Source organism: Streptomyces ficellus (assembly GCF_030406405.1).
GTDB classification, from domain to species: Bacteria; Actinomycetota; Actinomycetes; order Streptomycetales; family Streptomycetaceae; genus Streptomyces; species Streptomyces ficellus_B.
Window position 1 is genome coordinate 133,254 of the sequence record NZ_JAUEPL010000008.1, and the last position, 20,667, is coordinate 153,920.

Here is a 20,667-nt window from a genome sequence, read left to right on the forward strand (position 1 = left end):
GGGTGGATACGGCCCCTGATGCACCCGTCTTGTATCTATCCTGTGCGCATGCCTTCCGCCCCTCCCGCAGCCGACCGTGTCTACACCCATGTCAAGCAGGCGGTCCTCGACCGCCGTTATGAGGGCGGAACCCTCCTCACCGAGGGGGAGCTCGCCGAGGCGGTCGGCGTTTCGCGCACCCCGGTACGGGAAGCGCTGCTCAAGCTGGAGATGGAAGGGCTGCTCAAGCTCTATCCCAAGAAGGGCGCCCTGGTCATCGCCGTCTCCGCGCAGGAGATCGCGGACGTGGTGGAGACCCGGCTGCTGGTCGAGGAGTTCGCCGTACGCAAGGCCGTCCCCGCCCCCGCGCGGCTCGTCCAGCGCCTGGAGGAGCTGCTGGACGAACAGCGCGGGCACGCCGACGAGGGCGACCTGGCGGCCGTCGCGGCCGCCGACCGCTGCTTCCACGCCGAGATCGTGCGCAACGCCGGCAACGAGATCCTCTCCCGGCTCTACGACCAGATGCGGGACCGCCAACTCCGCATGGGCGTCGCCGTGATGGAGGCCCACCCCGACCGCGTCGCCAAGAACATCGCCGAGCACGCCGAGATCCTCGACGCCCTGCGCACCGGGGACACCGAGAGCGCGGCCCAGTGTGTCCAACGCCACATCAGCCGGGTGAAGGTCCTGGTCCGGGGTGCGGACCGGTGAGTTCTTCCCCCCTCGGCCTGCCCACTGATCCCCCCGGCGGCAGGCGCGCCGCCCTCGTCTGGGGCGTCGGCGTCTGCGTCTACCTCGTCGCCGTCATCTTCCGTACGTCGCTGGGAGTGGCCGGCCTCGACGCCGCCGACCGCTTCGGCATCAACGCCTCCGCCCTGTCCACGTTCTCCATACTCCAGCTGCTGGTCTACGCCGGCATGCAGATACCCGTCGGCCTGATGGTCGACCGGCTCGGTACGAAGAAGGTCCTCACCCTCGGCGTGGTGCTGTTCACCCTCGGGCAGCTGGGCTTCGCGCTCTCCCCCTCGTACGGCATGGCACTGGCCTCCCGCGCGCTGCTGGGCTGCGGCGACGCGATGACGTTCATCTCCGTGCTCCGGCTGGGCACACGCTGGTTCCCGGCGCGGCGCGGACCGCAGATAGCCCAGGTCGCGGGACTCTTCGGAGTGATCGGCAACCTCATCTCGACCGTCGTCATCGCGCGGCTGCTGGACGGGCTGGGGTGGACGGCGACGTTCGCGGGGAGCGCGGTGGCCGGGGCGGTCGTCCTCGTGCTGCTGGTCCTGTTCCTGAAGGACCACCCCGAGGGGTACGAACCGGAGCCCGCGCACCACGCGGGCGTGGCGTTCGTCCGCCGCCAGATCGCGGAGTCATGGCGGGAGCCCGGCACCCGGCTCGGTATGTGGGTGCACTTCACCACCCAGTTCCCGGCGATGGTGTTCCTGCTGCTGTGGGGCCTGCCGTTCCTCGTGGAGGCGCAGGGGCTGTCCCGGTCCACGGCCGGTGACCTGCTGACGCTCGTCGTGCTGTCCAACATGGTCGTGGGCCTGACGTACGGCCAGATCATTGCCCGGCACCATGGGGCGCGCGTGCCGCTCGCGCTCGGTACGGTCGCGGCCACGGCGATCGTATGGGCGGGCACCGTCGCGTACCCGGGCGACCGGGCCCCGATATGGATGCTGGCCACACTGTGCCTGGTCCTCGGGGCGTGCGGCCCGGCCTCGATGATCGGCTTCGACTTCGCCCGGCCCGCGAACCCGCCGCGGCGGCAGGGCACCGCCTCCGGGATCGTCAACATGGGCGGGTTCACCGCCTCCATGACGACCCTGCTGGCGATCGGCGTCCTGCTGGACGCGACCGGCGACGACTACCGGATCGCGTTCTCGTCCGTCTTCGTCCTCCAGGCGCTGGGCACCGCCCAGATCCTGCGGCTACGGGCCCGCACGGCCCGGCGCGAGCGCGACCGGCTGGTGGCGAGCCGGGTGGAAGCCGTCCACGTCCCCGCGTAAGGGGCAGGGCGTCGGGGCCATGGCGTTACGGGCGATGGCCTTACGGGCCAGGGCGTCACGGCTCAGGGAGTGACGGCGAAGGCGGCGAGGATCGCCGCGGCCAGCTCCTCGTCACCCTCCAGCTTGACCCGGTCCGCGACGGCCGCCGGCCTCACCCGCCCGCACGCGAGGCGCACATACGTCTCCCAGTCCATGGCGATCGTCACGGCCGGGCCGAGCGAGGGCGCGCCGTCGACCGTGCCGCGGCCCTCGGCGTCGACCCGCACCGTACGCAGGAACTCCACCGGACCGTGGATGTCGAAGACGACCGCGGTGTTCGGCGGGGCGCCCGCGTCCTTGGCGACCACCTTCGGCAGCACGGCGAGGAAGTTGTCGCGGGCGACGTACGCGCCGGGTGAGTCCAGGTTTCCCGGCCTGCCCAGCGCCGAGCGCAGGTCCTGCTCATGCACCCACACGTCGAAGGCCCGCATCCGGTAGGCCAGTTCGAGCGACTGCTCGGCACCGAGCGGTGCGCGGATCAGCGTGTCGGGGGAGCGGTTCTCGTTGCGCAGCCGGCGGGCGCGGCGGATGAGGACGTACTCCAGCTCGGCGGTCATCTCCGGCCCGGTGTGGTGCCGGCGCACATCGACCGGTACTTCCATGTAGCGCGCGAAATCACTGCGTACGTGGTAGAGATCGCGCGGCAGCGAGTGGATCGGGCGCGGGTCGCCGAGCATCTCGCACTCCATGCCGATGACATGCGACACGATGTCACGCACCGACCAGCCGGGGCACGGCGTGGGGCGGTTCCACTCCCCCTCGACGAGCGGCTGCACCAGCTCGGATATCGCTTCGATGGAGTGGGTCCAGGCGTCGGCGTAGGGCTGGAGGCTGGGATGGACGGTCACGGGACCCCTCGGGCGGTTCGTACGCGGGCTGGGTGCTGTGGCAGCTAAGTTACGCTGCACGCGGGCACCCCGGCAGTGCTTTCGTGTGACGATCGTAGGCCCGTATTGACGGCTCGGATGCCAGGACGGTGGTAGTGTGCGCGCCTCGTTGATCCAGATCGCAGTAGACGGGGACGAACCGGTCGACGCGCGCCGCGCGCGGGCCGCTTCCCTGGTGGCCGAGCAGCGGGACGCCGACCTCGTGGTCCTCCCCGAGCTGTGGCCGGTGGGAGCCTTCGCGTACGAGTCGTTCGCGCCGGAGGCCGAGGAGTTGTCCGGCCCCACGCACGCGGCGATGTCCAAGGCGGCGGCGGACGCGGGCGTCTGGCTCCACGCCGGGTCGATCGTCGAACGGGCCCCCGACGGGCGGCTCTACAACACCTCACTGGTCTTCTCCCCGTCCGGCGACCTCGCCGCCACGTACCGCAAGATCCACCGCTTCGGCTTCGACAAGGGCGAGGCCGTGCTCATGGCGGCGGGCGACGACCTGGTGACCGTCCCGGTGCCCGGCCTCCCGCTGGGCCTCGCCACCTGCTACGACCTGCGCTTCCCCGAACTCTTCCGCGGCCTGGTCGACGCCGGGGCCCTGGCCTTCGCCATCCCGGCCGGCTGGCCCGCGCGCCGCGGCGCGCACTGGACCCTGCTGGCCCGCGCCCGCGCGGTCGAGAACCAGGCGTACGTCCTCGCCTGCGGCACGGCCGGCACCCACGCGGGCATCGCCCAGGCGGGCCACAGCCTGGTCGTCGACCCGTGGGGCGAGGTCCTCGCGGAGGCGGGCGAGGCGGAGGAGGTCCTGACGGTGGACCTGGACCCGGCCCGCGTCACCACCACCCGCGACCAGTTCCCGGCCCTGAAGGACCGCGTCCTCGGCACGTCCGGATGCTGAAGGACCGCGCCCCGGGGATGTCCAGGCCCTGACCCGGCGCCACCGGCCACCCGGCGCGGCCACCCGGCGCCACCGGCCACCCGGCGCCACCGGCCACCCGGCGCCCCCGGTCACCGTCCGGCCGTGCGCCGGCCCCGCGCGCGGGGCGGCCGTCACTCCTTCTCCGACATCCGGATCACGCACACCGCCACCGCGATCAGCAGCGCGGCGTCGGCGTCGTCCCGTACGACATCGACGGCGTACGTGTCACGCACCCGCAGCCACTTCCGCGAGATGCGCGCCAGCAGCTCGCCGTCCCGTTCGACGGCGAACTCCCGGTCCAGGATGCGCCCGCTGACGTCCAGGACGGACCCGTCCGCCAGGGACACGCGGTAGTGGTTGCGCAGCAGCGACAGCCGCTTGCGGCTGACGGTGGCGAGCGTGTGACCGTCCCGCTCGATCGTCATCGCGCCACGCAGGCTGAGCACCTTCGCCCGCAGCGTGACCAGCACCCGCCCGGCCGGGTCCTTCAGCTCCAGCGTGTCGCGCAGCCGCAGCGCCTTGCCGTCGACGAGGAAGGCGTGGCGGCCGTGCTCGTCCTCGATCCAGTAGTCGTCGCCGATGGCGAAGATCTTGTCGCGTACCAGGTATCTCATGAGGCATGCGTACCCGCCCGGGCCCTGATCGGCGCGGTGAGCCCGGGATGGCACCCTTGAAACATGAACGATGCCGCTTCCGCGCCCCGCCGCGCCCGTGTCCGTGCCCCCGAGCTCCTCGGCAAAGGCGGCTGGCTGAACACGGGCGGAAAAGACCTCACCCTCGCCGACCTGCGCGGACGCATCGTCATTCTCGATTTCTGGACCTTCTGCTGCATCAACTGCCTGCACGTCCTCGATGAGCTGCGTGAGCTGGAGGAGGAGCACCGGGACACCGTCGTGATCATCGGTGTCCACTCGCCGAAGTTCGTGCACGAGGCCGAGCACCAGGCCGTCATCGACGCCGTCGAGCGGTACGAGGTCCACCACCCCGTCCTGGACGACCCGGAGCTCGCCACCTGGAAGCAGTACGCCGTACGGGCCTGGCCCACGCTCGTGGTCATCGACCCCGAGGGGTACGTCGTCGCCCAGCACGCGGGCGAGGGGCACGCCAACGCCCTCGCGACGCTGGTCGAGGAGCTGGAGGCCGAGCACGGGGCGAAGGGCACCCTGCGGCGCGGCGACGGGCCCTACGTACCGCCGGAGCCGGTCGCCACGCACCTGCGCTTCCCCGGCAAGGCGATCCGGCTGGACAGCGGCACCTTCCTGGTCACGGACACCACCCGCCACCAGGTGGTGGAGCTCGGCCCGGACGGCGAGAGCGTCGTACGGCGGTACGGGAGCGGCGAGCGCGGGTTCGTCGACGGGAAGGGCGACGAGGCGCGGTTCAACGAGCCGCAGGGGCTGTGCGGCCTCCCGGACGGGAGGATCGTGGTCGCCGACACGGTGAATCACGCGCTGCGGGTGCTCGACCTGAGCACGGGGGAGGTCGGCACGCTCGCCGGGACCGGCAAGCAGTGGTGGCAGGGCTCCCCCACCGCGGGGCCCGCCCGCGAGGTGGCGCTGTCGTCGCCGTGGGACGCCGCCTGGTGGCGGGGCGAGGTGTGGGTCGCCATGGCGGGCGTCCACCAGCTGTGGGCGTACGATCCGGAGAAGGGCACCGTGCGGGTGGCGGCCGGGACCACCAACGAGGGGCTGGTCGACGGGCCCGCCGACGAGGCCTGGTTCGCCCAGCCGTCCGGGCTCGCCGCCACCCCCGACCGCCTGTGGGTCGCCGACTCCGAGACGAGCGCCCTGCGCTGGATCGACCCCGAGGGCGCCGTCCACACCGCTGTCGGCACCGGGCTGTTCGACTTCGGCCACCGCGACGGCGAGGCCGGTCAGGCGCTGCTCCAGCACCCGCTGGGCGTCACCGCCCTGCCCGATGGGTCGGTCGCCGTATCGGACACGTACAACCACGCCCTGCGCCGCTACGACCCCGCCACCGGTGAGGTCACCACCCTCGCCACCGACCTGCGCGAGCCGAGCGACGCCGTGCTCGTCGGCGACGACATCGTGGTGGTCGAGTCCGCCCGCCACCGCCTGACCCGGCTGCGGCTGCCCGAGGAAGCGGTCCGGGTGGACGCCGTGGCGCACCGTACGCGGCGCGAGGCGACCGAGATCGCGCCCGGCATGCTCACGCTCGACGTGGTGTTCCAGGCCCCGACCGGCCAGAAGCTGGACGATCGCTACGGCCCCTCCACCCGGCTCCTGGTCTCCGCCACGCCGCCCGAACTGCTCGCCTCCGGCGAGGGCACCGGCACGGACCTGTCCCGGGAGCTGACGCTCAATCCGGACGTCACCGAGGGCGTGCTGCACGTCTCGGCGATGGCCGCGTCCTGCGACGACGACCCGTCGAACGAGTACCCGGCCTGTCACGTCCACCAGCAGGACTGGGGCGTTCCGGTGAAGGTCACTCCCGAGGGGGCCGCGCGCCTTCCCCTCATCCTGGCGGGACCTGACGCCTAGCCAGTAAGCAGGCCGGCACCATGAAGCCAGCACGCGAGTCCGCACGCGAGCCGGCATGTGAAGCCCGTACGCGAGCCCGTACGCGAAGTCGGTGCGCCGGGCCAGTTCGCGGGGGTCAGTAGGCCAGGCCCTGATGGCGGGGCGGCCGGCCGGCCGCCCCGTCGACGCAGCCGGCCACCCACTCCGCCGGGTTGTGGGTGGCCTTCTGGCCGCCCAGCCCCTCGGCCTCCATCCGGGCGCAGCCGCCCTCCAGCAGCTCCCGCACCCGCGCCCCGTCCATGTCGTGGCGGCGGATGCGGTGGCCCTGGAGGAAGCCCGCCTCGTACGCGATGTCCGTGCCCCACGGGGGCCGTTCGCTGTAGGTGTCGATGACGTACCCGGCGACGGTCAGGCAGATGGCCGCGGCGGCGGCCCCGGCGGTGAGCAACGTCCGCCGCCTCGGCCCCCGGTGGCGTACGAGAGCCGTCTGTTGTCCGAGCAGAACCATGCCGACACGGTGTCAGGCACCGCCTTTCGCCGATGTTTCGGGCGAAAACCGGCTCAGTAGCGCCGTTCGTCCGTGGGGTCCACCACCGTGGGGGCCACCGGCGGTACGACCGCCCGGCGACGCCTGGCGATACTCGTGAACGTCGCGACACCGATGATGCCGACCGCCATCAGGATCAGCCCCACCAGGTCGAGATTGATGCCCTGTGCTTCCCAGTCGGTCGCGAAGGTGAGGATCGCCCCGACCGCTATGAGAATGATGCAGCCACCCAGGCCCATGATTCCCGCCTCCTCGTCTGCGTAGGTGTTGCGGGTACCCCGCCCCGCAACACCTACGCGGGGCGGGCTACTTCAGGAACGCGGCGAGCGCGTTGGCGAGCAGGTACGGGTCGTCGGCGCCGCACAGTTCGCGGGCGCTGTGCATCGACAGGATGGCCACGCCGACGTCCACGGTGCGGATGCCGTGCCGGGCGGCGGTGATCGGGCCGATCGTCGTGCCGCACGGCATGTCGTTGTTGGACACGAACGCCTGCCACGGCACGCCCGCCTCCTCGCACGCCGCGGCGAAGACGGCGCGGCCGCTGCCGTCGGTGGCGTACCGCTGGTTGACGTTCACCTTGAGGATCGGGCCGCCGCCCGCGCGCGGGTGGTGCGTGGGGTCGTGGCGCTCCGGGTAGTTGGGGTGCACGGCGTGGCCGGTGTCCGAGGAGAGGCAGATGGTCCCGGCGAAGGCGCGGGCGCGGTCCTCGTAGCCGCCGCCGCGCGCGAACACGGACCGCTCCAGCACGGTGCCGAGGAGGGGGCCCTGGGCGCCGGTGTCGGACTCCGAGCCGTTCTCCTCGTGGTCGAAGGCGGCCAGTACGGGGATGAACTCGGGTGCGCCCGTGGTCGATACGGCGGCGAGGGCCGCCACGCCCGCGTGCACCGACAGCAGGTTGTCCATACGCGGAGCGGCCAGCAGGTCGCGGTCGCGGCCCAGGTAGGCGGGCGCTTCGATGGAGTGGACCATCAGGTCCCAGCCGGCCACGTCCTGGGCGTCCAGCTCCGCCTCGGCCGCGACGAACCGGATCAGGTCGCCCTCGTGGACGTCGTCGCCCAGGCCCCAGATGGGCTGCATGTGCCGCTGCCGGTCCAGCTTGAGGCCCTCGTTGGCCTGCCGGTCGAGGTGGATCGCGAGCTGCGGCACGCGCAGCAGCGGCCGGTCGGCGCTCACCAGCCGGTGGCTGCCGTCGCGCAGCGTCAGCCGGCCGGACAGGCCCAGGTCACGGTCGAGCCAGGTGTTGAGGAGCGTCCCGCCGTACGTCTCGACGGCGACCTGCCGCCAGCCGTGCGCCCCCATGTCGGGCTGCGGCTTCACCCGCAGGTTGGGGGAGTCGGTGTGGGCGCCGATGATCCGGAACGGGGTGTGCGCACCGGCGCCTTCCGGTACGTACCAGGCGATGATCGCGCCGCCCCGGATGACGTACTTCCCGCCGCTCGTACCGTCCCAGGCGGCGGTCTCGTCCAGCTGCTGGAAGCCCGCCTTCTCCAGCCGTTCCCCGGCGTTCGCCACGGCGTGGTACGGCGAGGGCGACTGAGCCAGGAAGGTCATGAGGTCATCGGTGTGGCCGCGGTCGAAGCGGGGGGGATTGCTGCTCATGCCCTCACTTTACGGTCGGGTCAGGACAGGTGAACCGCTGTGGCCGGGCCCGTTGTCAGTGGTGGCTGCGACTATCTGACGAGTAGCGAAGCGAGCAGTGGAACGAGTACCGAAGACCAGTCCGCGGACCGCGCCTGGAGGTGCACCGATGACAACGACGATCGCGCCCGCCTGTGCCGCATGTGAAGCACCCGGGGCCACGTGGAGCGCCCCCCTCGGGATGCCCCTGTGCGCCGCCTGCACGACCGCGGCCACGGGGACCCCGGACCGGGACCCCGTGCGCCTCGGCGACATCCTGCCCGTCACCGCCGCGACGCTGCGCGCCTCGATACCCGCGCCGCGCGGGCCGGCACCGGTGCGCTGATGACCTGTCGCTTGTGCGGCGCCCGGGCCGGCTGGCACCGCACGGTGAACGGCCGCTGGGTGGCGCTGGAGCCGGGCGAGCGCCCGATCGCGAGCGTCCCGCCCGGCCGGCGGTGGTACGTGGCGGGGGACGGCACGGCCGTCAATCTGCGCGGGGCGGCGCCGGCGGACACGTGCCGGGTGAGCCACTTCTCGGTGTGCACGGCCCGGTGAAAGGCGGCGGCCCGCCCCCCGGGGAACCTCGGGGAGCGGGCCGCGCGCGCATCGGCGGCGTACTAGAACGCGGCCTCGTCCAGCTCCATGAGCGAGTTGTCGACGCCCTCGGCGATGGCGCGCTCGGTCGAGACGCCGGGCAGGACGTTGGCGGCGAAGAACTTCGCGGCCGCGATCTTGCCCTGGTAGAAGGCGCGGTCCTTCGCGGAGGCCGTCTCCAGCTTCTCGGCCGCGACGGCGGCACCGCGCAGCAGCAGGTAACCGACGACCACGTCACCGGAGGCCATGAGGAGGCGGGTGGTGTTGAGCCCCACCTTGTAGATGTTCTTGACGTCCTCGCCGGTGGCGGTCAGGTCGGTCAGCATCGTGCCGACGATCGCCTCCAGGTCCACGGCCGCCTTGGCGAGCGCGTCGCGGGCCGGGGCCAGCTCCTCGCCGCCGGTGCCGACCGCGAGGAACTTCTTGATCTCCTCGGCGAGGGTGTTCAGCGCGGCGCCCTGGTCACGGACGATCTTCCGGAAGAAGAAGTCCTGGCCCTGGATCGCGGTCGTGCCCTCGTAGAGGGTGTCGATCTTGGCGTCACGGATGTACTGCTCGACCGGGTACTCCTGGAGGTACCCGGAGCCGCCGAAGGTCTGGAGCGACTGGGCGAGCTGCTCGTAGGACTTCTCGGAGCCGTAGCCCTTGACGATCGGCAGGAGCAGGTCGTTCAGGCCGTGCAGCGCCTTGGCGTCCTCGCCGGCCGCTTCCTTGATCTGGATCTCGTCCTGGAGCGCGGCGGTGTACATGACGAGGGCGCGCATGCCCTCGGCGTACGCCTTCTGCGTCATCAGCGAGCGGCGCACGTCGGGGTGGTGCGTGATGGTGACCTTCGGCGCGGTCTTGTCCATGAAGTTCGCCAGGTCGGGGCCCTGCACGCGCTCCTTGGCGTACTCCAGCGCGTTGAGGTAGCCGGTCGACAGGGTGGCGATCGCCTTCGTACCGACCATCATCCGGGCGAACTCGATGATGCGGAACATCTGGCGGATGCCGTCGTGCTTGTCGCCGATCAGCCAGCCCTTGGCGGGGTGCTTGTCGCCGAAGGTCATCTCGCATGTGTTGGACGCCTTGAGGCCCATCTTGTGCTCGACGTTCGTCGCGTACACGCCGTTGCGCTCGCCCAGCTCGCCGGTCTCCCAGTCGAAGTGGTACTTCGGCACGAGGAAGAGGGACAGGCCCTTGGTGCCGGGGCCGTGGCCCTCGGGGCGGGCCAGCACGTAGTGGAGGATGTTCTCCGACATGTCGTGCTCACCGGACGTGATGAAGCGCTTCACGCCCTCGATGTGCCAGGAGCCGTCTGCCTGCTGGACCGCCTTGGTGCGCCCGGCACCGACGTCCGAGCCCGCGTCGGGCTCGGTCAGCACCATCGTCGAGCCCCACTGCTTCTCGACGGCTATCTCGGCGATCTTCTTCTGCGCCTCGTTGCCCTCGTCGAAGAGGACGCCGGCGAAGGCCGGGCCGGAGGAGTACATCCACACGGCCGGGTTCGAGCCCAGGATCAGCTCGGCGTACGCCCAGATCAGCGAGCGCGGCGAGGTGGTGCCACCGATCTCCTCGGGCAGGCCGAGCCGCCAGTACTCGGAGTCCATGAACGCCTGGTAGGACTTCTTGAACGTCTCCGGAACCGGCGCGGTGTTCGTCTCCGGGTCGAAGACCGGCGGGTTGCGGTCGGCGTCCGCGAACGACTCGGCGAACTCGTTCTCGGCGAGGCGGCAGAGCTCCTCCAGGACGCTCTTCGCGGTCTCGACGTCCATCTCCTCGAACGGACCGGTGCCGTAGACCTTGTCGCGCCCGAGGACCTCGAAGAGGTTGAACTCGATGTCGCGGAGATTCGACTTGTAGTGCCCCATGGCGACGGCTCCGTAAGGCTCGGGGAGGCGGAATCCTCGTACACGTACCAGCAAGTAGCTACGATGATGCTACCCGCCGGTAATAAGAGCAACCCTATGAGGCGATCTGTGACGCGTTACGCGCGCGGGCCGGGGGTTCGGCGGGGTGGGCGGTCCGGGACCGCGGCCGGTCGCGGCTCGGTACCCTTGCGTGCATGTACGGCTACGACCAGAACCCGGGCGCCCAGCAGCAGTACGCCCCGCCCCAGCAGGGGTACGCGCAGCAGCCGCTGTACCCCGAGCCGTCGCCGCCCTCGCTCGCGGATGCCGTGCGGGCGTTCACCACCGGTTCGCTGTCGGCGGAGGACTTCCAGCAGATCTTCGCGACCTCGAAGGTCTACTGCCCGCGCGGTGACAACCCCGGCTTCCTCGCGCTGCACAACACCCAGCAGCCGGTCATCCCGATGTTCACCTCGCTCAAGGAGCTGCGCCGGTACGCGGGCAAGGAGTCCAAGTACTTCGTGATCACCGGCGCCGAGGTGATCGACCTGCTCCCGACCGGGTACGGCTTCGTCCTCGACATGGAGGGCGACCACCGGATGGTGTTCGACGCGAAGGCCGTGGAGCAGATGGTCGACTTCGCCATGCGGCGGATGTACGGCTGAACCGGTCCGCGCCGGTCCATGCCGACGGTCGAGCTGCTGCTGCCGACCGGGGCCCGGCGTTGCCGGAGCTCATCACCGACACCGTGGCCGGCGCCCGGGTCCGACACGCGGGAATGCGGGGGCAGGGGGCGGCGTTCCACTGGCAGGAAGTTCAGCGTTCAACTAAAGTGGGGTTACGCCGCTCCGAGGAGGACCCGCCATGCCTGCCGTAACCGTCGAGAACCCGCTCACCCTCCCGCGCGTCGGCGCGCCGGCCGGTGCCGTGCCGCGCCCGGTGCTCGCCGTGACCACCGCGCCCAGCGGCTTCGAGGGGGAGGGCTTCCCGGTGCGCCGCGCGTTCTCCGGGATCAACTACCGCTACCTCGACCCGTTCATCATGATGGACCAGATGGGTGAGGTGGAGTACGCGCCGGGCGAGCCCAAAGGCACCCCGTGGCACCCGCACCGCGGCTTCGAGACCGTCACGTACATCATCGACGGCACCTTCGTGCACCAGGACTCCAACGGCGGTGGCGGCACCATCACCAACGGCGACACCCAGTGGATGACCGCCGGGTCCGGGCTGCTGCACATCGAGGCACCGCCGGAGGAGCTCGTCATGTCGGGCGGCCTCTTCCACGGCCTCCAGTTGTGGGTGAACCTGCCCGCCAAGGACAAGATGAAGGACCCCCGCTACCAGGACATCCGCGGCGGCCAGGTCCAGCTCCTCGCCTCCCCGGACGGCGGCGCCCTGCTGCGCGTGATCGCCGGCGAGCTGGACGGGCACGAGGGCCCGGGCATCACCCACACGCCCATCACGATGGTGCACGCGACCCTGCGGCCCGGCGCCGGGATCACGCTGCCCTGGCGCGAGGACTTCAACGGACTCGCCTACGTACTGGCCGGGCGCGGCTCGGTCGGCGGCGAGCGGCGGCCCGTCCACATGGGGCAGACCGCGGTCTTCGGCGACGGAAACTCACTGACCGTCCGCGCGGACGACAAGCAGGACGGCCACACCCCCGACCTGGAGGTCGTCCTCCTCGGCGGGCGGCCGATCCGCGAGCCCATGGCGCACTACGGGCCGTTCGTCATGAACAGCCAGGACGAGCTGCGCAAGGCATTCGAGGACTTCCAGGCCGGCCGCCTCGGCCGCGTCCCCGCCGTACACGGCATGGGCGAGCGCCTCTGACCGTTCGAGGCGGGGCTGTTTGACGGTTCGTCACCCGGCCGGGTCCGTCCGCGAGCGGGCCCGGCGCGGGCGTGGTGCCGTGGAGCGGTGCACACCCTCCCCGAGCCCGTCCGCCGCCTCGCCGCCTGGTGCGTGGTCATCCTGCTCGTCACGGGCGTGGCGGCGGTCGGCGTATGGCTGTGCGTGACGTTCCGGACGGCCGTCACACCCGTCCTGCTCGCCCTGCTGGGGACCGCGCTGCTCGGGCCGCTGTACCGGCGGCTCGTCGCGCTGCGGGTCAACAGGTCCGTGGCCGCCGCCCTGACCTGCGCGGCCGTGATCGCCGTCGTCGGCGGCGCCACCTACATCGTGGTCGCCGCGCTCATCGACACCGGCGACCAGATCATCACCTCGCTCCGGCGGGCCGCCGACGACCTCGCCGAGCACTTCGGCGCCGCGGGCACGTCCCTGGACGACCTCGCCGCGAACGCCAGGGAACTGCTCGGCCGGTTCGGCGGGACGGCGGCGTCCGGCGTGATCAGCGGGCTCAGCGTCGTCGGCCAGATGATCGCGATGGCCGTGCTCGCCCTGCTCCTCGTCTTCTTCTTCCTCCGCGACTCGGGCCGGGCCGTGGGCGCGATGCGCTCCCTCGTGCCGCGCGAGAGCGGCGACCACGTCGAGGCCATGGCCCGCCGCGCCTTCGAGGCCGTCGAGGGCTTCATGCGCGGTACGACGTTCATCGCGCTCATCGACGCCCTCCTCATCACGGCCGGGCTGCTTTTGCTGCGCGTGCCGGGCGCCGTGGGACTCGGCGCGCTGGTCTTCGTCGGCGCGTACATCCCGTACCTCGGCGCGTTCATCTCCGGCGCCGTGTCGATCCTCGTGGCGCTCGCCGACCGGGGGGTCGTCATCGCGCTCTGGGCGGTCGGCGTCGTCCTCGCCGTCCAGCTCATCGAGGGCCACGTCCTGCAACCGGTGATCCAGAGCCGTACGGTCCAGATGCACCCGGCCGTCGTGATGCTGACCATCACCGCGGGCGCCTCCGTCGCCGGAATCCTGGGGATGCTGCTCGCCGTACCGCTGACGGCCGCCGCGTTCGGGGTCATCGGCGAGTTGCGCGGACGGTACGCGGGCGCCGCCTAGTCCTCCGACGCGCCCCCCGCCGGACGGGGGAGGCGCGGGCGCCACCGGCCGCTCAGGGCGCCTTCGGCGCGGCCCGCGTGGCTAGCATCCGCGGCAGGGGGGCAGCCCGGACGCACCAGGGGGGCAGTCCCGGACGCACGGAGGCCGTCATGCACCAGACATCCGACCCACGCCTGATGAAGAACCGGTCCCGTCTCGGGCACAAGGTGCGGTACGCGCTGCGCCACCCCGCGCGCGTGCCGACCCACCTGCGCCGGGCGGGCCGGAACGCCTGGCTGCGCCTCAAGCACCGCGGCAACCACGTCGCGTACTACCGGGCCGTGATGGCGTCCGACACCGCCCGCAGCCCCGAGGCCGCGGTCGGCGGCCGGCCGTCGCACGCGCGCTGGCTGGCCATCGGGCAGATGCAGTACGACTACCTGGTCGAGCACGGCCTGCGGCCCGAGGACCGGATGCTGGAGATCGGCTGCGGCAACCTGCGGGCCGGATGGCGGTTCATCGAGCACCTGGAGCCCGGCCACTACTACGGCATCGACATCTCGCCCGACATCCTCATCGAGGCCAAGAAGACCCTCGTGCGCTACGGACTCCAGGCGAAGGTGCCGTACCTGACCCCCGTCGACAACCTGAAGCTGGACTTCCTGCCCGACTCCTGGTTCACGGTGGTGCACGCGCACAGCGTGTTCTCGCACTCGCCGCTGGAGGTCATCGACGAGTGCCTGGCCCACGTCGGACGGGTGCTGGCCCCGGGCGGCTTCTTCGACTTCACCTACGACCGCACCGAGGGGCGCGAGCACCAGGTGCTGGGCGAGGACTTCTACTACCGTACGGAGACGCTGGTGCGGCTGGCCCAGAAGCACGGCCTGACCGCCCACTTCATGGACGACTGGGAGCGCCTGCCGCACGGCCAGTCCAAGCTGCGCGTCACCCGGTCCGAGGCACGCGTCACAGGCTGAGCCGCGTCACAGGGTGAGCCCCGTACAGGCTGAGCCGCGCCACAGGCCGAGCCCCGTCGCAAGCTGAGGCCGCCGCTCCCCGGGGGCGCGGGTCACAGGCTGAGGTCGCCCTCCCCGCCTTCCCCGCGCTCCTCGTGGAGCTCGAACCAGATGGATTTGCCCTCGCCGCGCGGGTCCACGCCCCAGGCGTGCGCCAGCATCTCCATCAGGACCAGCCCGCGCCCCGACGAGGCCATCTCGCCCGGCCGCCGCCGGTGCGGCAGCTCGTCGCTGGCGTCCGCGACCTCCACCCGCAGCCGCCGCTTGCCGTGGTCGCCGGTCGCCTCCGCCACCAGCAGGGCGTCGCCATCGGTGTGGACGAGCACATTCGTGACCATCTCGGAGAGCATCAGGACCGCCGAGTCGACCTGCTCGGGGTCCGCCCAGTCGTACAGCAGCTCCCGCAGGTGCTGGCGGGCGGCCCCGATCCGCTCCGGCTCGGCCTGCGCGACGGTCATCGCCGTGCGGCGGGCGGCGGCCTTCGGGGGCGCGCCGGTCCGCGACAGCAGCAGCAGCGCGATGTCGTCCTCGCGGCGGTCGGCGAGCGGACCGGTGGTGTAGTGCGAGCCGGGCCCGTGCACGGCCTGGACCAGGCTGTCGGCGAGCCCTTCCAGCGACTCGGCCTCGGTGTCGTACCGCTCCAGCAGCGTACGGATACGGCCCCAGCCGGTCTCCAGGTCGTGGCCGCCGGTCTCCAGGAGACCGTCCGTGCAGATCATCAGCGTCTCGCCGGGCTCCAGGGTGAGCCGGGTCGTCGGATAGTCCGTGTCCGGGACGATCCCCAGCGGCAGCCCGCCCGCCGTGGGCCGCAGCATCACCGTCCCGTCCGCCATCCGGACCGCCGGGTCGGGGTGGCCCGCCCGGGCGATGTCCAGCGTGCCGGTCGCCGGGTCGACCTCCAGGTACAGGCAGGTCGCGAAGCGCGCCGCCCCGTGGTCGCCCTCGGCGTCGGTGATGCCGTACAGGAAGCGGGAGGCGCGCGAGAGCACCGCGTCGGGGCGGTGGCCCTCCGAGGCGTAGGCGCGCAGGGCGATCCGCAGCTGGCCCATGAGCCCGGCCGCCCGCACGTCGTGGCCCTGGACGTCACCGATGACGAACGCGATGCGGCCGGCCGGGAGCTGGATCATGTCGTACCAGTCGCCGCCCACCTGGAGCCCGCCGCCGGTCGGCACGTACCGCGCGGCCACCTCCATGCCGGGGATGGCCGGGCCCAGGACGGGCATCATCGTGCGCTGGAGGCCCAGCGACAGCTCCCGCTCCGACTCGGCGACCCCGGCGCGGGCCAGCGCCTGCGCCAGCATCCGGGCCACCGTCGTCAGGACGGACCGCTCGTCGGGCGTGAACACCACGCGGTACTTGAATGCCGCCATCCAGGCGCCCATCGTGCGCCCCGCCACGATCAGCGGCAGGAACGCCCACGACTCCCTGCCGAACCGCTGCGCCAGCGGCCAGGTCGCCGGGAAGCGGACCCGGTAGTCCTCCGGCGTCGGCAGATAGATCGCCCGCCCGGTGCGCACCACCTCCGCCGCCGGATAGTCCGTGTCCAGCGGCATGTCCGTGAAGGGCCCGTCGTCGCCCGCGTTGTGCCCGTGGTGGCCGATGATCGTCAGCCGGTCGCCCGAGACGCCGAAGACGGCGAGCCCGTCCGGCGAGAACCCCGGCATCGACAGCGAGGCCGCCACCCGCAGCACCTCGGCCGTGGACCGCGCCTCGGCCAGCGCCCGCCCCGCGTCCAGCAGGAACGCCTCGCGCGAGCGGCGCCAGTCGCCGGTGACGGGCGAGCGGGCGGCGGTGCCGGGCTGCGGCTCGGCGACTTCCTGGAGGGTGCCGACCAACTGGTAGTGGGTGCCTTCCAGGGTGGGCTTGGAGCGGCTGCGTACGGTACGGATCACCCGCCCGTTCTCGTCCATGATCCGCAGCCGGGCCTCGGCGAGGGTGTCCTCGGCGACGGCGAGGTTCACGATGCCGTCGATCTCGTTCCAGTCGACCGGGTGGAAGCGGGAGCGTACGGCCGCCTCGGACAGCTCGACCGGCTCGGCGGGCAGGCCGAGCAGCCGGGCCGCCTCCGCGTCGAGCGTGACGATCCCGGACGCGTTGTCCCAGCGCCACAGGCCGGTCGCGATGGCGGCCAGGACGTCCTCGGTGCGCATTGCCCTACTTTAAGAAGATGAACGGATGAGCCGCCACCGTGTGGGCGCATCGGACGGCGATCTCGGGACGCCCGGTAACCTTGACGCGTCGAGCCATACCCCTCCCCCAAGACTGGATGAACGACGATGCATCGGTACAGGTCCCACACCTGCGGCGAGCTCCGCGCCTCTGACGTCGGCACCGACGTCCGGCTGAGCGGCTGGCTGCACAATCGGCGCGACCTGGGCGGCATCCTCTTCATCGATCTGCGTGACCACTACGGCATCACGCAGCTCGTCGCCCGACCCGGCACCGCCGCGTACGAGGCGCTCGACAAGCAGACCAAGGAGTCGGTCGTCCGCGTCGACGGCAAGGTCGTCTCGCGCGGCGCCGAGAACATCAACGCCGACCTGCCGACCGGCGAGATCGAGGTCGAGGTCTCCGAGGTCGAGGTGCTGGGCGCGTCGAACCCGCTGCCGTTCACCATCAACACGGACGACGGCGTCAACGAGGAGCGGCGCCTGGAGTACCGCTTCCTCGACCTGCGCCGCGAGCGCATGCACCGCAACATCATGCTGCGTACGGCGGTCATCTCCGCCATCCGGCACAAGATGGTCGCCCTCGGCTTCAACGAGATGGCGACGCCGATCCTCACCGCGACCTCCCCCGAGGGCGCCCGTGACTTCGTCGTCCCCTCCCGCCTGCACCCGGGCAAGTTCTACGCGCTGCCGCAGGCCCCGCAGCAGTTCAAGCAGCTGCTGATGATCTCCGGCTTCGACCGGTACTTCCAGATCGCGCCCTGCTTCCGCGACGAGGACGCGCGCGCCGACCGCTCGCCCGGCGAGTTCTACCAGCTCGACGTCGAGATGAGCTTCGTCGAGCAGGAGGACGTCTTCCAGCCGATCGAGAAGCTGATGACCGAGCTCTTCGAGGAGTTCGGCGGCGGCCGCCACGTCACCTCTCCCTTCCCGCGGATCCCGTTCCGCGAGGCGATGCTGAAGTACGGCTCCGACAAGCCGGACCTGCGCGCCCGGCTGGAGCTGGTCGACATCACGGACGTGTTCGCCGACTCCGAGTTCAAGGCGTTCGCGGGCAAGCACGTCCGCGCCCTGCCGGTGCCGTCCGTCCAGGACCAGCCCCGCCGGTTCTTCGACTCGCTCGGCGACTACGCGGTCGAGCAGGGTGCGAAGGGCCTGGCGTGGATCCGCGTCGGCGAGGACATGTCCTTCACCGGCCCGATCGCCAAGTTCCTCACCGAGGAGAACGTCAAGACCCTCACCGAGCGCCTGTCCCTGGCCCCGGGCCACGCGGTCTTCTTCGGCGCCGGCGAGGTCGACGAGGTCTCCAAGATCATGGGCGCGGTCCGCGTCGAGGCCGCCAAGCGCGCCGGCCACTTCGAGGAGAACGTCTTCCGCTTCTGCTGGATCGTCGACTTCCCGATGTACGAGAAGGACGAGGAGACCGGCAAGATCGACTTCTCCCACAACCCGTTCTCCATGCCCCAAGGCGGCATGAAGGACCTGGAGGAGAAGGACCCGCTGGACATCCTGGCCTGGCAGTACGACATCGTCTGCAACGGCGTCGAGCTGTCCTCGGGCGCCATCCGCAACCACGAGCCCGACATCATGCTCAAGGCCTTCGAGATCGCGGGCTACGACCGCGACACGGTCGAGCACGAGTTCGCGGGCATGCTCCGCGCCTTCCGCTTCGGCGCCCCCCCGCACGGCGGCATCGCCCCGGGCGTCGACCGCATCGTCATGCTCCTCGCCGACGAGCCCAACATCCGCGAGACGATCGCCTTCCCGCTCAACGGCAACGCCCAGGACCTGATGATGGGCGCCCCGACGGAACTGGACGAGTCCCGCCTCAAGGAACTGCACATCGCGATCCGCAAGCCGGTCGGCGACAAGTAGGTCCCATGTGAAGGGCCCCGGAACCATGCGGTTCCGGGGCCCTTCCAGCAGGAGTGGGTAAGGGTCAGGGCTTGTTCGGGTCTTCCAGGCGGGGGAAGAGGACCGCGCCCTTGGTGACCGTGGTGCCGGTGGGGAGTTGGCCCCAGGTGGCGGCGGACTGGATGGGCTGGGCGGAGAGGGGGCCGAGGGTGGGTTCGGCGCCCAGGGAGTCCCAGAGCTTCTGGGACGTCTCCGGCATGACGGGGTTGAGGAGGACGGCCACCGCGCGCAGGGACTCAGCGGCGGTGTAGAGGATCGTCGCCAGGCGGGCCTGGCCGGCCTCGGACGTGTCCTTGGCGACCTTCCACGGCTCCTGCTCGGTGATGTAGCCGTTGACCTGCTTCACGAAGTCGAAGATCGCCAGGATGCCGCCCTGGAAGTCCAGCTCCTCGCCGATCTTCCGGTCGGCCTCCCTGACCGCCTTGGCCAGGCCTTCCTGGACGGCCGCTTCGGCCTCGCCGGCGGCCGTGGCGGCCGGGAGGGCGCCGTCGAAGTACTTGCCGACCATCGCCGCCACGCGCGAGGCGAGGTTGCCGTAGTCGTTGGCGAGCTCGGAGGTGTAGCGGGCGGTGAAGTCCTCCCACGAGAACGAGCCGTCCTGGCCGAAGGCGATGGCCCGCAGGAAGTACCAGCGGTAGGCGTCCACGCCGAAGTGCGAGGTCAGGTCCTGCGGCTTGATGCCCGTCAGGTTGGACTTCGACATCTTCTCGCCGCCGACCATCAGCCAGCCGTTGGCCGCGACCTTGCCGGGCACCGGCAGGCCCTGCGCCATCAGCATCGCCGGCCAGATGATCGCGTGGAAGCGCAGGATGTCCTTGCCGACCAGGTGGACGTTCGCGGGGAACGTCGACTCGAACTTCGCCTGGTCGGAGCCGTAGCCGACGGCCGTCGCGTAATTCAGGAGCGCGTCGACCCACACGTAGATGACGTGCTTCTCGTCCCACGGGACCGGAACGCCCCAGTCGAAGGTCGAGCGCGAGATCGAGAGGTCCTGAAGGCCCTGCCGGACGAAGTTGACGACCTCGTTGCGGGCTGATTCGGGCTGGATGAAGCCCGGGTTCTTCTCGTAGAAGTCGAGCAGCTTCGGGCCGTACTCGCTCAGCTTGAAGAAGTAGTTCTCCTCCTTGAGGATCTCCACCGGCTTCTTGTGGATCGGGCACAGCTTCGTGCCGTCCTCCGCCTCGATGAGGTCGCCGGGGAGCTTGTACTCCTCACAGCCCACGCAGTACGGGCCCTCGTACCCGCCCTTGTAGATCTCGCCCTTGTCGTACAGATCCTGCACGAATTCCTGGACGCGGTCCGTGTGCCGCTTCTCCGTGGTGCGGATGAAGTCGTCGTTCGCGATGTTCAGGTGCTCCCAGAGGGGCTTCCACGCCTCCTCGACGAGCTTGTCGCACCACTCCTGCGGGGTGACCCCGTTCGCGTCGGCAGTGCGCATGATCTTCTGACCGTGCTCGTCCGTGCCGGTGAGGTACCACACCTTCTCGCCGCGCTGACGGTGCCAGCGCGTGAGCACGTCGCCTGCGACGGTCGTATAGGCGTGGCCCAGGTGAGGAGCGTCGTTGACGTAGTAAATGGGGGTCGAGACGTAGTACGCCTTCGTCCCCTGCTTCTCGGATCCAGTGGCCGCCATGGTCGAAATCCTATCCGGCCCCGGAAGATCCCCTCACCTCCGTTTCACGGGCCGGGAGGGGAGGGGCGAGGGGTGAGCGGGTGAGGGGGCGTGGAGACGTTTGCGAAACGT

At 71.1% G+C, this 20,667-nt stretch carries 19 protein-coding genes; 11 read left to right on the top strand and 8 right to left on the bottom strand.

Annotated features, from left to right (window positions below):
* The first annotated feature begins 48 nt into the window (after nucleotides 1-48).
* Complete coding sequence (locus QWM81_RS08825; RefSeq protein ID WP_290111161.1) at nucleotides 49-690, top strand: GntR family transcriptional regulator; 642 nt, start codon at nucleotides 49-51, stop codon at nucleotides 688-690.
* Nucleotides 687-1,988: an MFS transporter gene (locus QWM81_RS08830; RefSeq protein WP_290111162.1), complete on the top strand. Its 1,302-nt coding sequence runs from the start codon at nucleotides 687-689 to the stop codon at nucleotides 1,986-1,988. The genes QWM81_RS08825 and QWM81_RS08830 overlap by 4 nt, the downstream gene beginning before the upstream one ends.
* Nucleotides 1,989-2,050: 62 nt before the next feature.
* Here the strand turns inward: QWM81_RS08830 and QWM81_RS08835 are convergent, their stop codons facing one another.
* Nucleotides 2,051-2,875: a maleylpyruvate isomerase family mycothiol-dependent enzyme gene (locus QWM81_RS08835; RefSeq protein ID WP_290111163.1), complete on the bottom strand. Its 825-nt coding sequence runs from the start codon at nucleotides 2,873-2,875 to the stop codon at nucleotides 2,051-2,053.
* 136 nt (nucleotides 2,876-3,011) lie between these two features.
* Here QWM81_RS08835 and QWM81_RS08840 point away from each other — a divergent pair, with 136 nt between their 5' ends.
* On the top strand, nucleotides 3,012-3,800 hold the full coding sequence (locus QWM81_RS08840; protein ID WP_290111166.1) for a carbon-nitrogen family hydrolase: 789 nt from the start codon (nucleotides 3,012-3,014) through the stop codon (nucleotides 3,798-3,800).
* Nucleotides 3,801-3,952: 152 nt separating this feature from the next.
* Here the strand turns inward: QWM81_RS08840 and QWM81_RS08845 are convergent, their stop codons facing one another.
* A complete protein-coding gene (locus tag QWM81_RS08845) occupies nucleotides 3,953-4,435 on the bottom strand; it encodes an LURP-one-related/scramblase family protein (protein ID WP_290111167.1) in 483 nt (160 codons plus the stop codon).
* 63 nt (nucleotides 4,436-4,498) lie between these two features.
* Between QWM81_RS08845 and QWM81_RS08850 the strand changes: the two genes are divergently transcribed.
* Nucleotides 4,499-6,322 carry an NHL domain-containing thioredoxin family protein gene (locus tag QWM81_RS08850; protein WP_290111168.1) on the top strand — a complete coding sequence of 608 codons (1,824 nt, stop codon included), beginning with the start codon at nucleotides 4,499-4,501 and terminating at the stop codon, nucleotides 6,320-6,322.
* 115 nt (nucleotides 6,323-6,437) lie between these two features.
* Here QWM81_RS08850 and QWM81_RS08855 read toward each other — a convergent pair whose 3' ends face one another.
* The 3 genes from QWM81_RS08855 to QWM81_RS08865 form a co-directional block, all read right to left on the bottom strand.
* A complete protein-coding gene (locus QWM81_RS08855) occupies nucleotides 6,438-6,809 on the bottom strand; it encodes a hypothetical protein (RefSeq protein ID WP_290111169.1) in 372 nt (123 codons plus the stop codon).
* 53 nt (nucleotides 6,810-6,862) lie between these two features.
* Complete coding sequence (locus tag QWM81_RS08860; protein ID WP_290111171.1) at nucleotides 6,863-7,087, bottom strand: DUF6458 family protein; 225 nt, start codon at nucleotides 7,085-7,087, stop codon at nucleotides 6,863-6,865.
* Nucleotides 7,088-7,154: 67 nt separating this feature from the next.
* Nucleotides 7,155-8,447 carry a M18 family aminopeptidase gene (locus tag QWM81_RS08865; RefSeq protein WP_290111172.1) on the bottom strand — a complete coding sequence of 431 codons (1,293 nt, stop codon included), beginning with the start codon at nucleotides 8,445-8,447 and terminating at the stop codon, nucleotides 7,155-7,157.
* Nucleotides 8,448-8,595: 148 nt separating this feature from the next.
* Between QWM81_RS08865 and QWM81_RS08870 the strand changes: the two genes are divergently transcribed.
* A complete protein-coding gene (locus QWM81_RS08870) occupies nucleotides 8,596-8,811 on the top strand; it encodes a hypothetical protein (protein WP_290111173.1) in 216 nt (71 codons plus the stop codon).
* On the top strand, nucleotides 8,811-9,023 hold the full coding sequence (locus QWM81_RS08875; RefSeq protein WP_290111175.1) for a DUF6083 domain-containing protein: 213 nt from the start codon (nucleotides 8,811-8,813) through the stop codon (nucleotides 9,021-9,023). Before QWM81_RS08870 ends, QWM81_RS08875 begins: the two co-directional genes overlap by 1 nt.
* 62 nt (nucleotides 9,024-9,085) lie before the next feature.
* Here the strand turns inward: QWM81_RS08875 and QWM81_RS08880 are convergent, their stop codons facing one another.
* On the bottom strand, nucleotides 9,086-10,912 hold the full coding sequence (locus tag QWM81_RS08880) for an acyl-CoA dehydrogenase (RefSeq protein ID WP_290111177.1): 1,827 nt from the start codon (nucleotides 10,910-10,912) through the stop codon (nucleotides 9,086-9,088).
* Nucleotides 10,913-11,106: 194 nt separating this feature from the next.
* On the opposite strand from QWM81_RS08880, the gene QWM81_RS08885 reads away from it, so the two are divergent.
* From QWM81_RS08885 to QWM81_RS08900, 4 genes are all read left to right on the top strand, one after another.
* Nucleotides 11,107-11,556, top strand: coding sequence for an SseB family protein (locus QWM81_RS08885; RefSeq protein ID WP_290111178.1), 450 nt, complete (start codon nucleotides 11,107-11,109; stop codon nucleotides 11,554-11,556).
* A gap of 199 nt (nucleotides 11,557-11,755) precedes the next feature.
* Nucleotides 11,756-12,724, top strand: a complete 969-nt coding sequence (locus QWM81_RS08890; RefSeq protein WP_290111179.1) for a pirin family protein — start codon at nucleotides 11,756-11,758, stop codon at nucleotides 12,722-12,724.
* Nucleotides 12,725-12,811: 87 nt separating this feature from the next.
* Entirely contained in the window at nucleotides 12,812-13,846 is a 1,035-nt protein-coding gene (locus tag QWM81_RS08895; protein WP_290111181.1) for an AI-2E family transporter, read from the top strand.
* Nucleotides 13,847-13,995: 149 nt separating this feature from the next.
* A complete protein-coding gene (locus QWM81_RS08900) occupies nucleotides 13,996-14,802 on the top strand; it encodes a class I SAM-dependent methyltransferase (RefSeq protein ID WP_290111183.1) in 807 nt (268 codons plus the stop codon).
* 92 nt (nucleotides 14,803-14,894) lie between these two features.
* On the opposite strand, the gene QWM81_RS08905 is transcribed toward QWM81_RS08900, so the two are convergent.
* Nucleotides 14,895-16,991, bottom strand: a complete 2,097-nt coding sequence (locus QWM81_RS08905) for an ATP-binding SpoIIE family protein phosphatase (protein ID WP_290111184.1) — start codon at nucleotides 16,989-16,991, stop codon at nucleotides 14,895-14,897.
* A 126-nt stretch (nucleotides 16,992-17,117) separates the two neighbouring features.
* Between QWM81_RS08905 and aspS the strand changes: the two genes are divergently transcribed.
* Nucleotides 17,118-18,884: an aspartate--tRNA ligase gene (gene aspS, locus QWM81_RS08910; RefSeq protein ID WP_290111185.1), complete on the top strand. Its 1,767-nt coding sequence runs from the start codon at nucleotides 17,118-17,120 to the stop codon at nucleotides 18,882-18,884.
* Between the two features lie 64 nt (nucleotides 18,885-18,948).
* Here the strand turns inward: aspS and metG are convergent, their stop codons facing one another.
* Nucleotides 18,949-20,556 (bottom strand): methionine--tRNA ligase, encoded by a 1,608-nt coding sequence (gene metG / locus QWM81_RS08915; protein WP_290111186.1) that lies wholly within the window; start codon nucleotides 20,554-20,556, stop codon nucleotides 18,949-18,951.
* Between the last annotated feature and the right edge of the window lie 111 nt (nucleotides 20,557-20,667).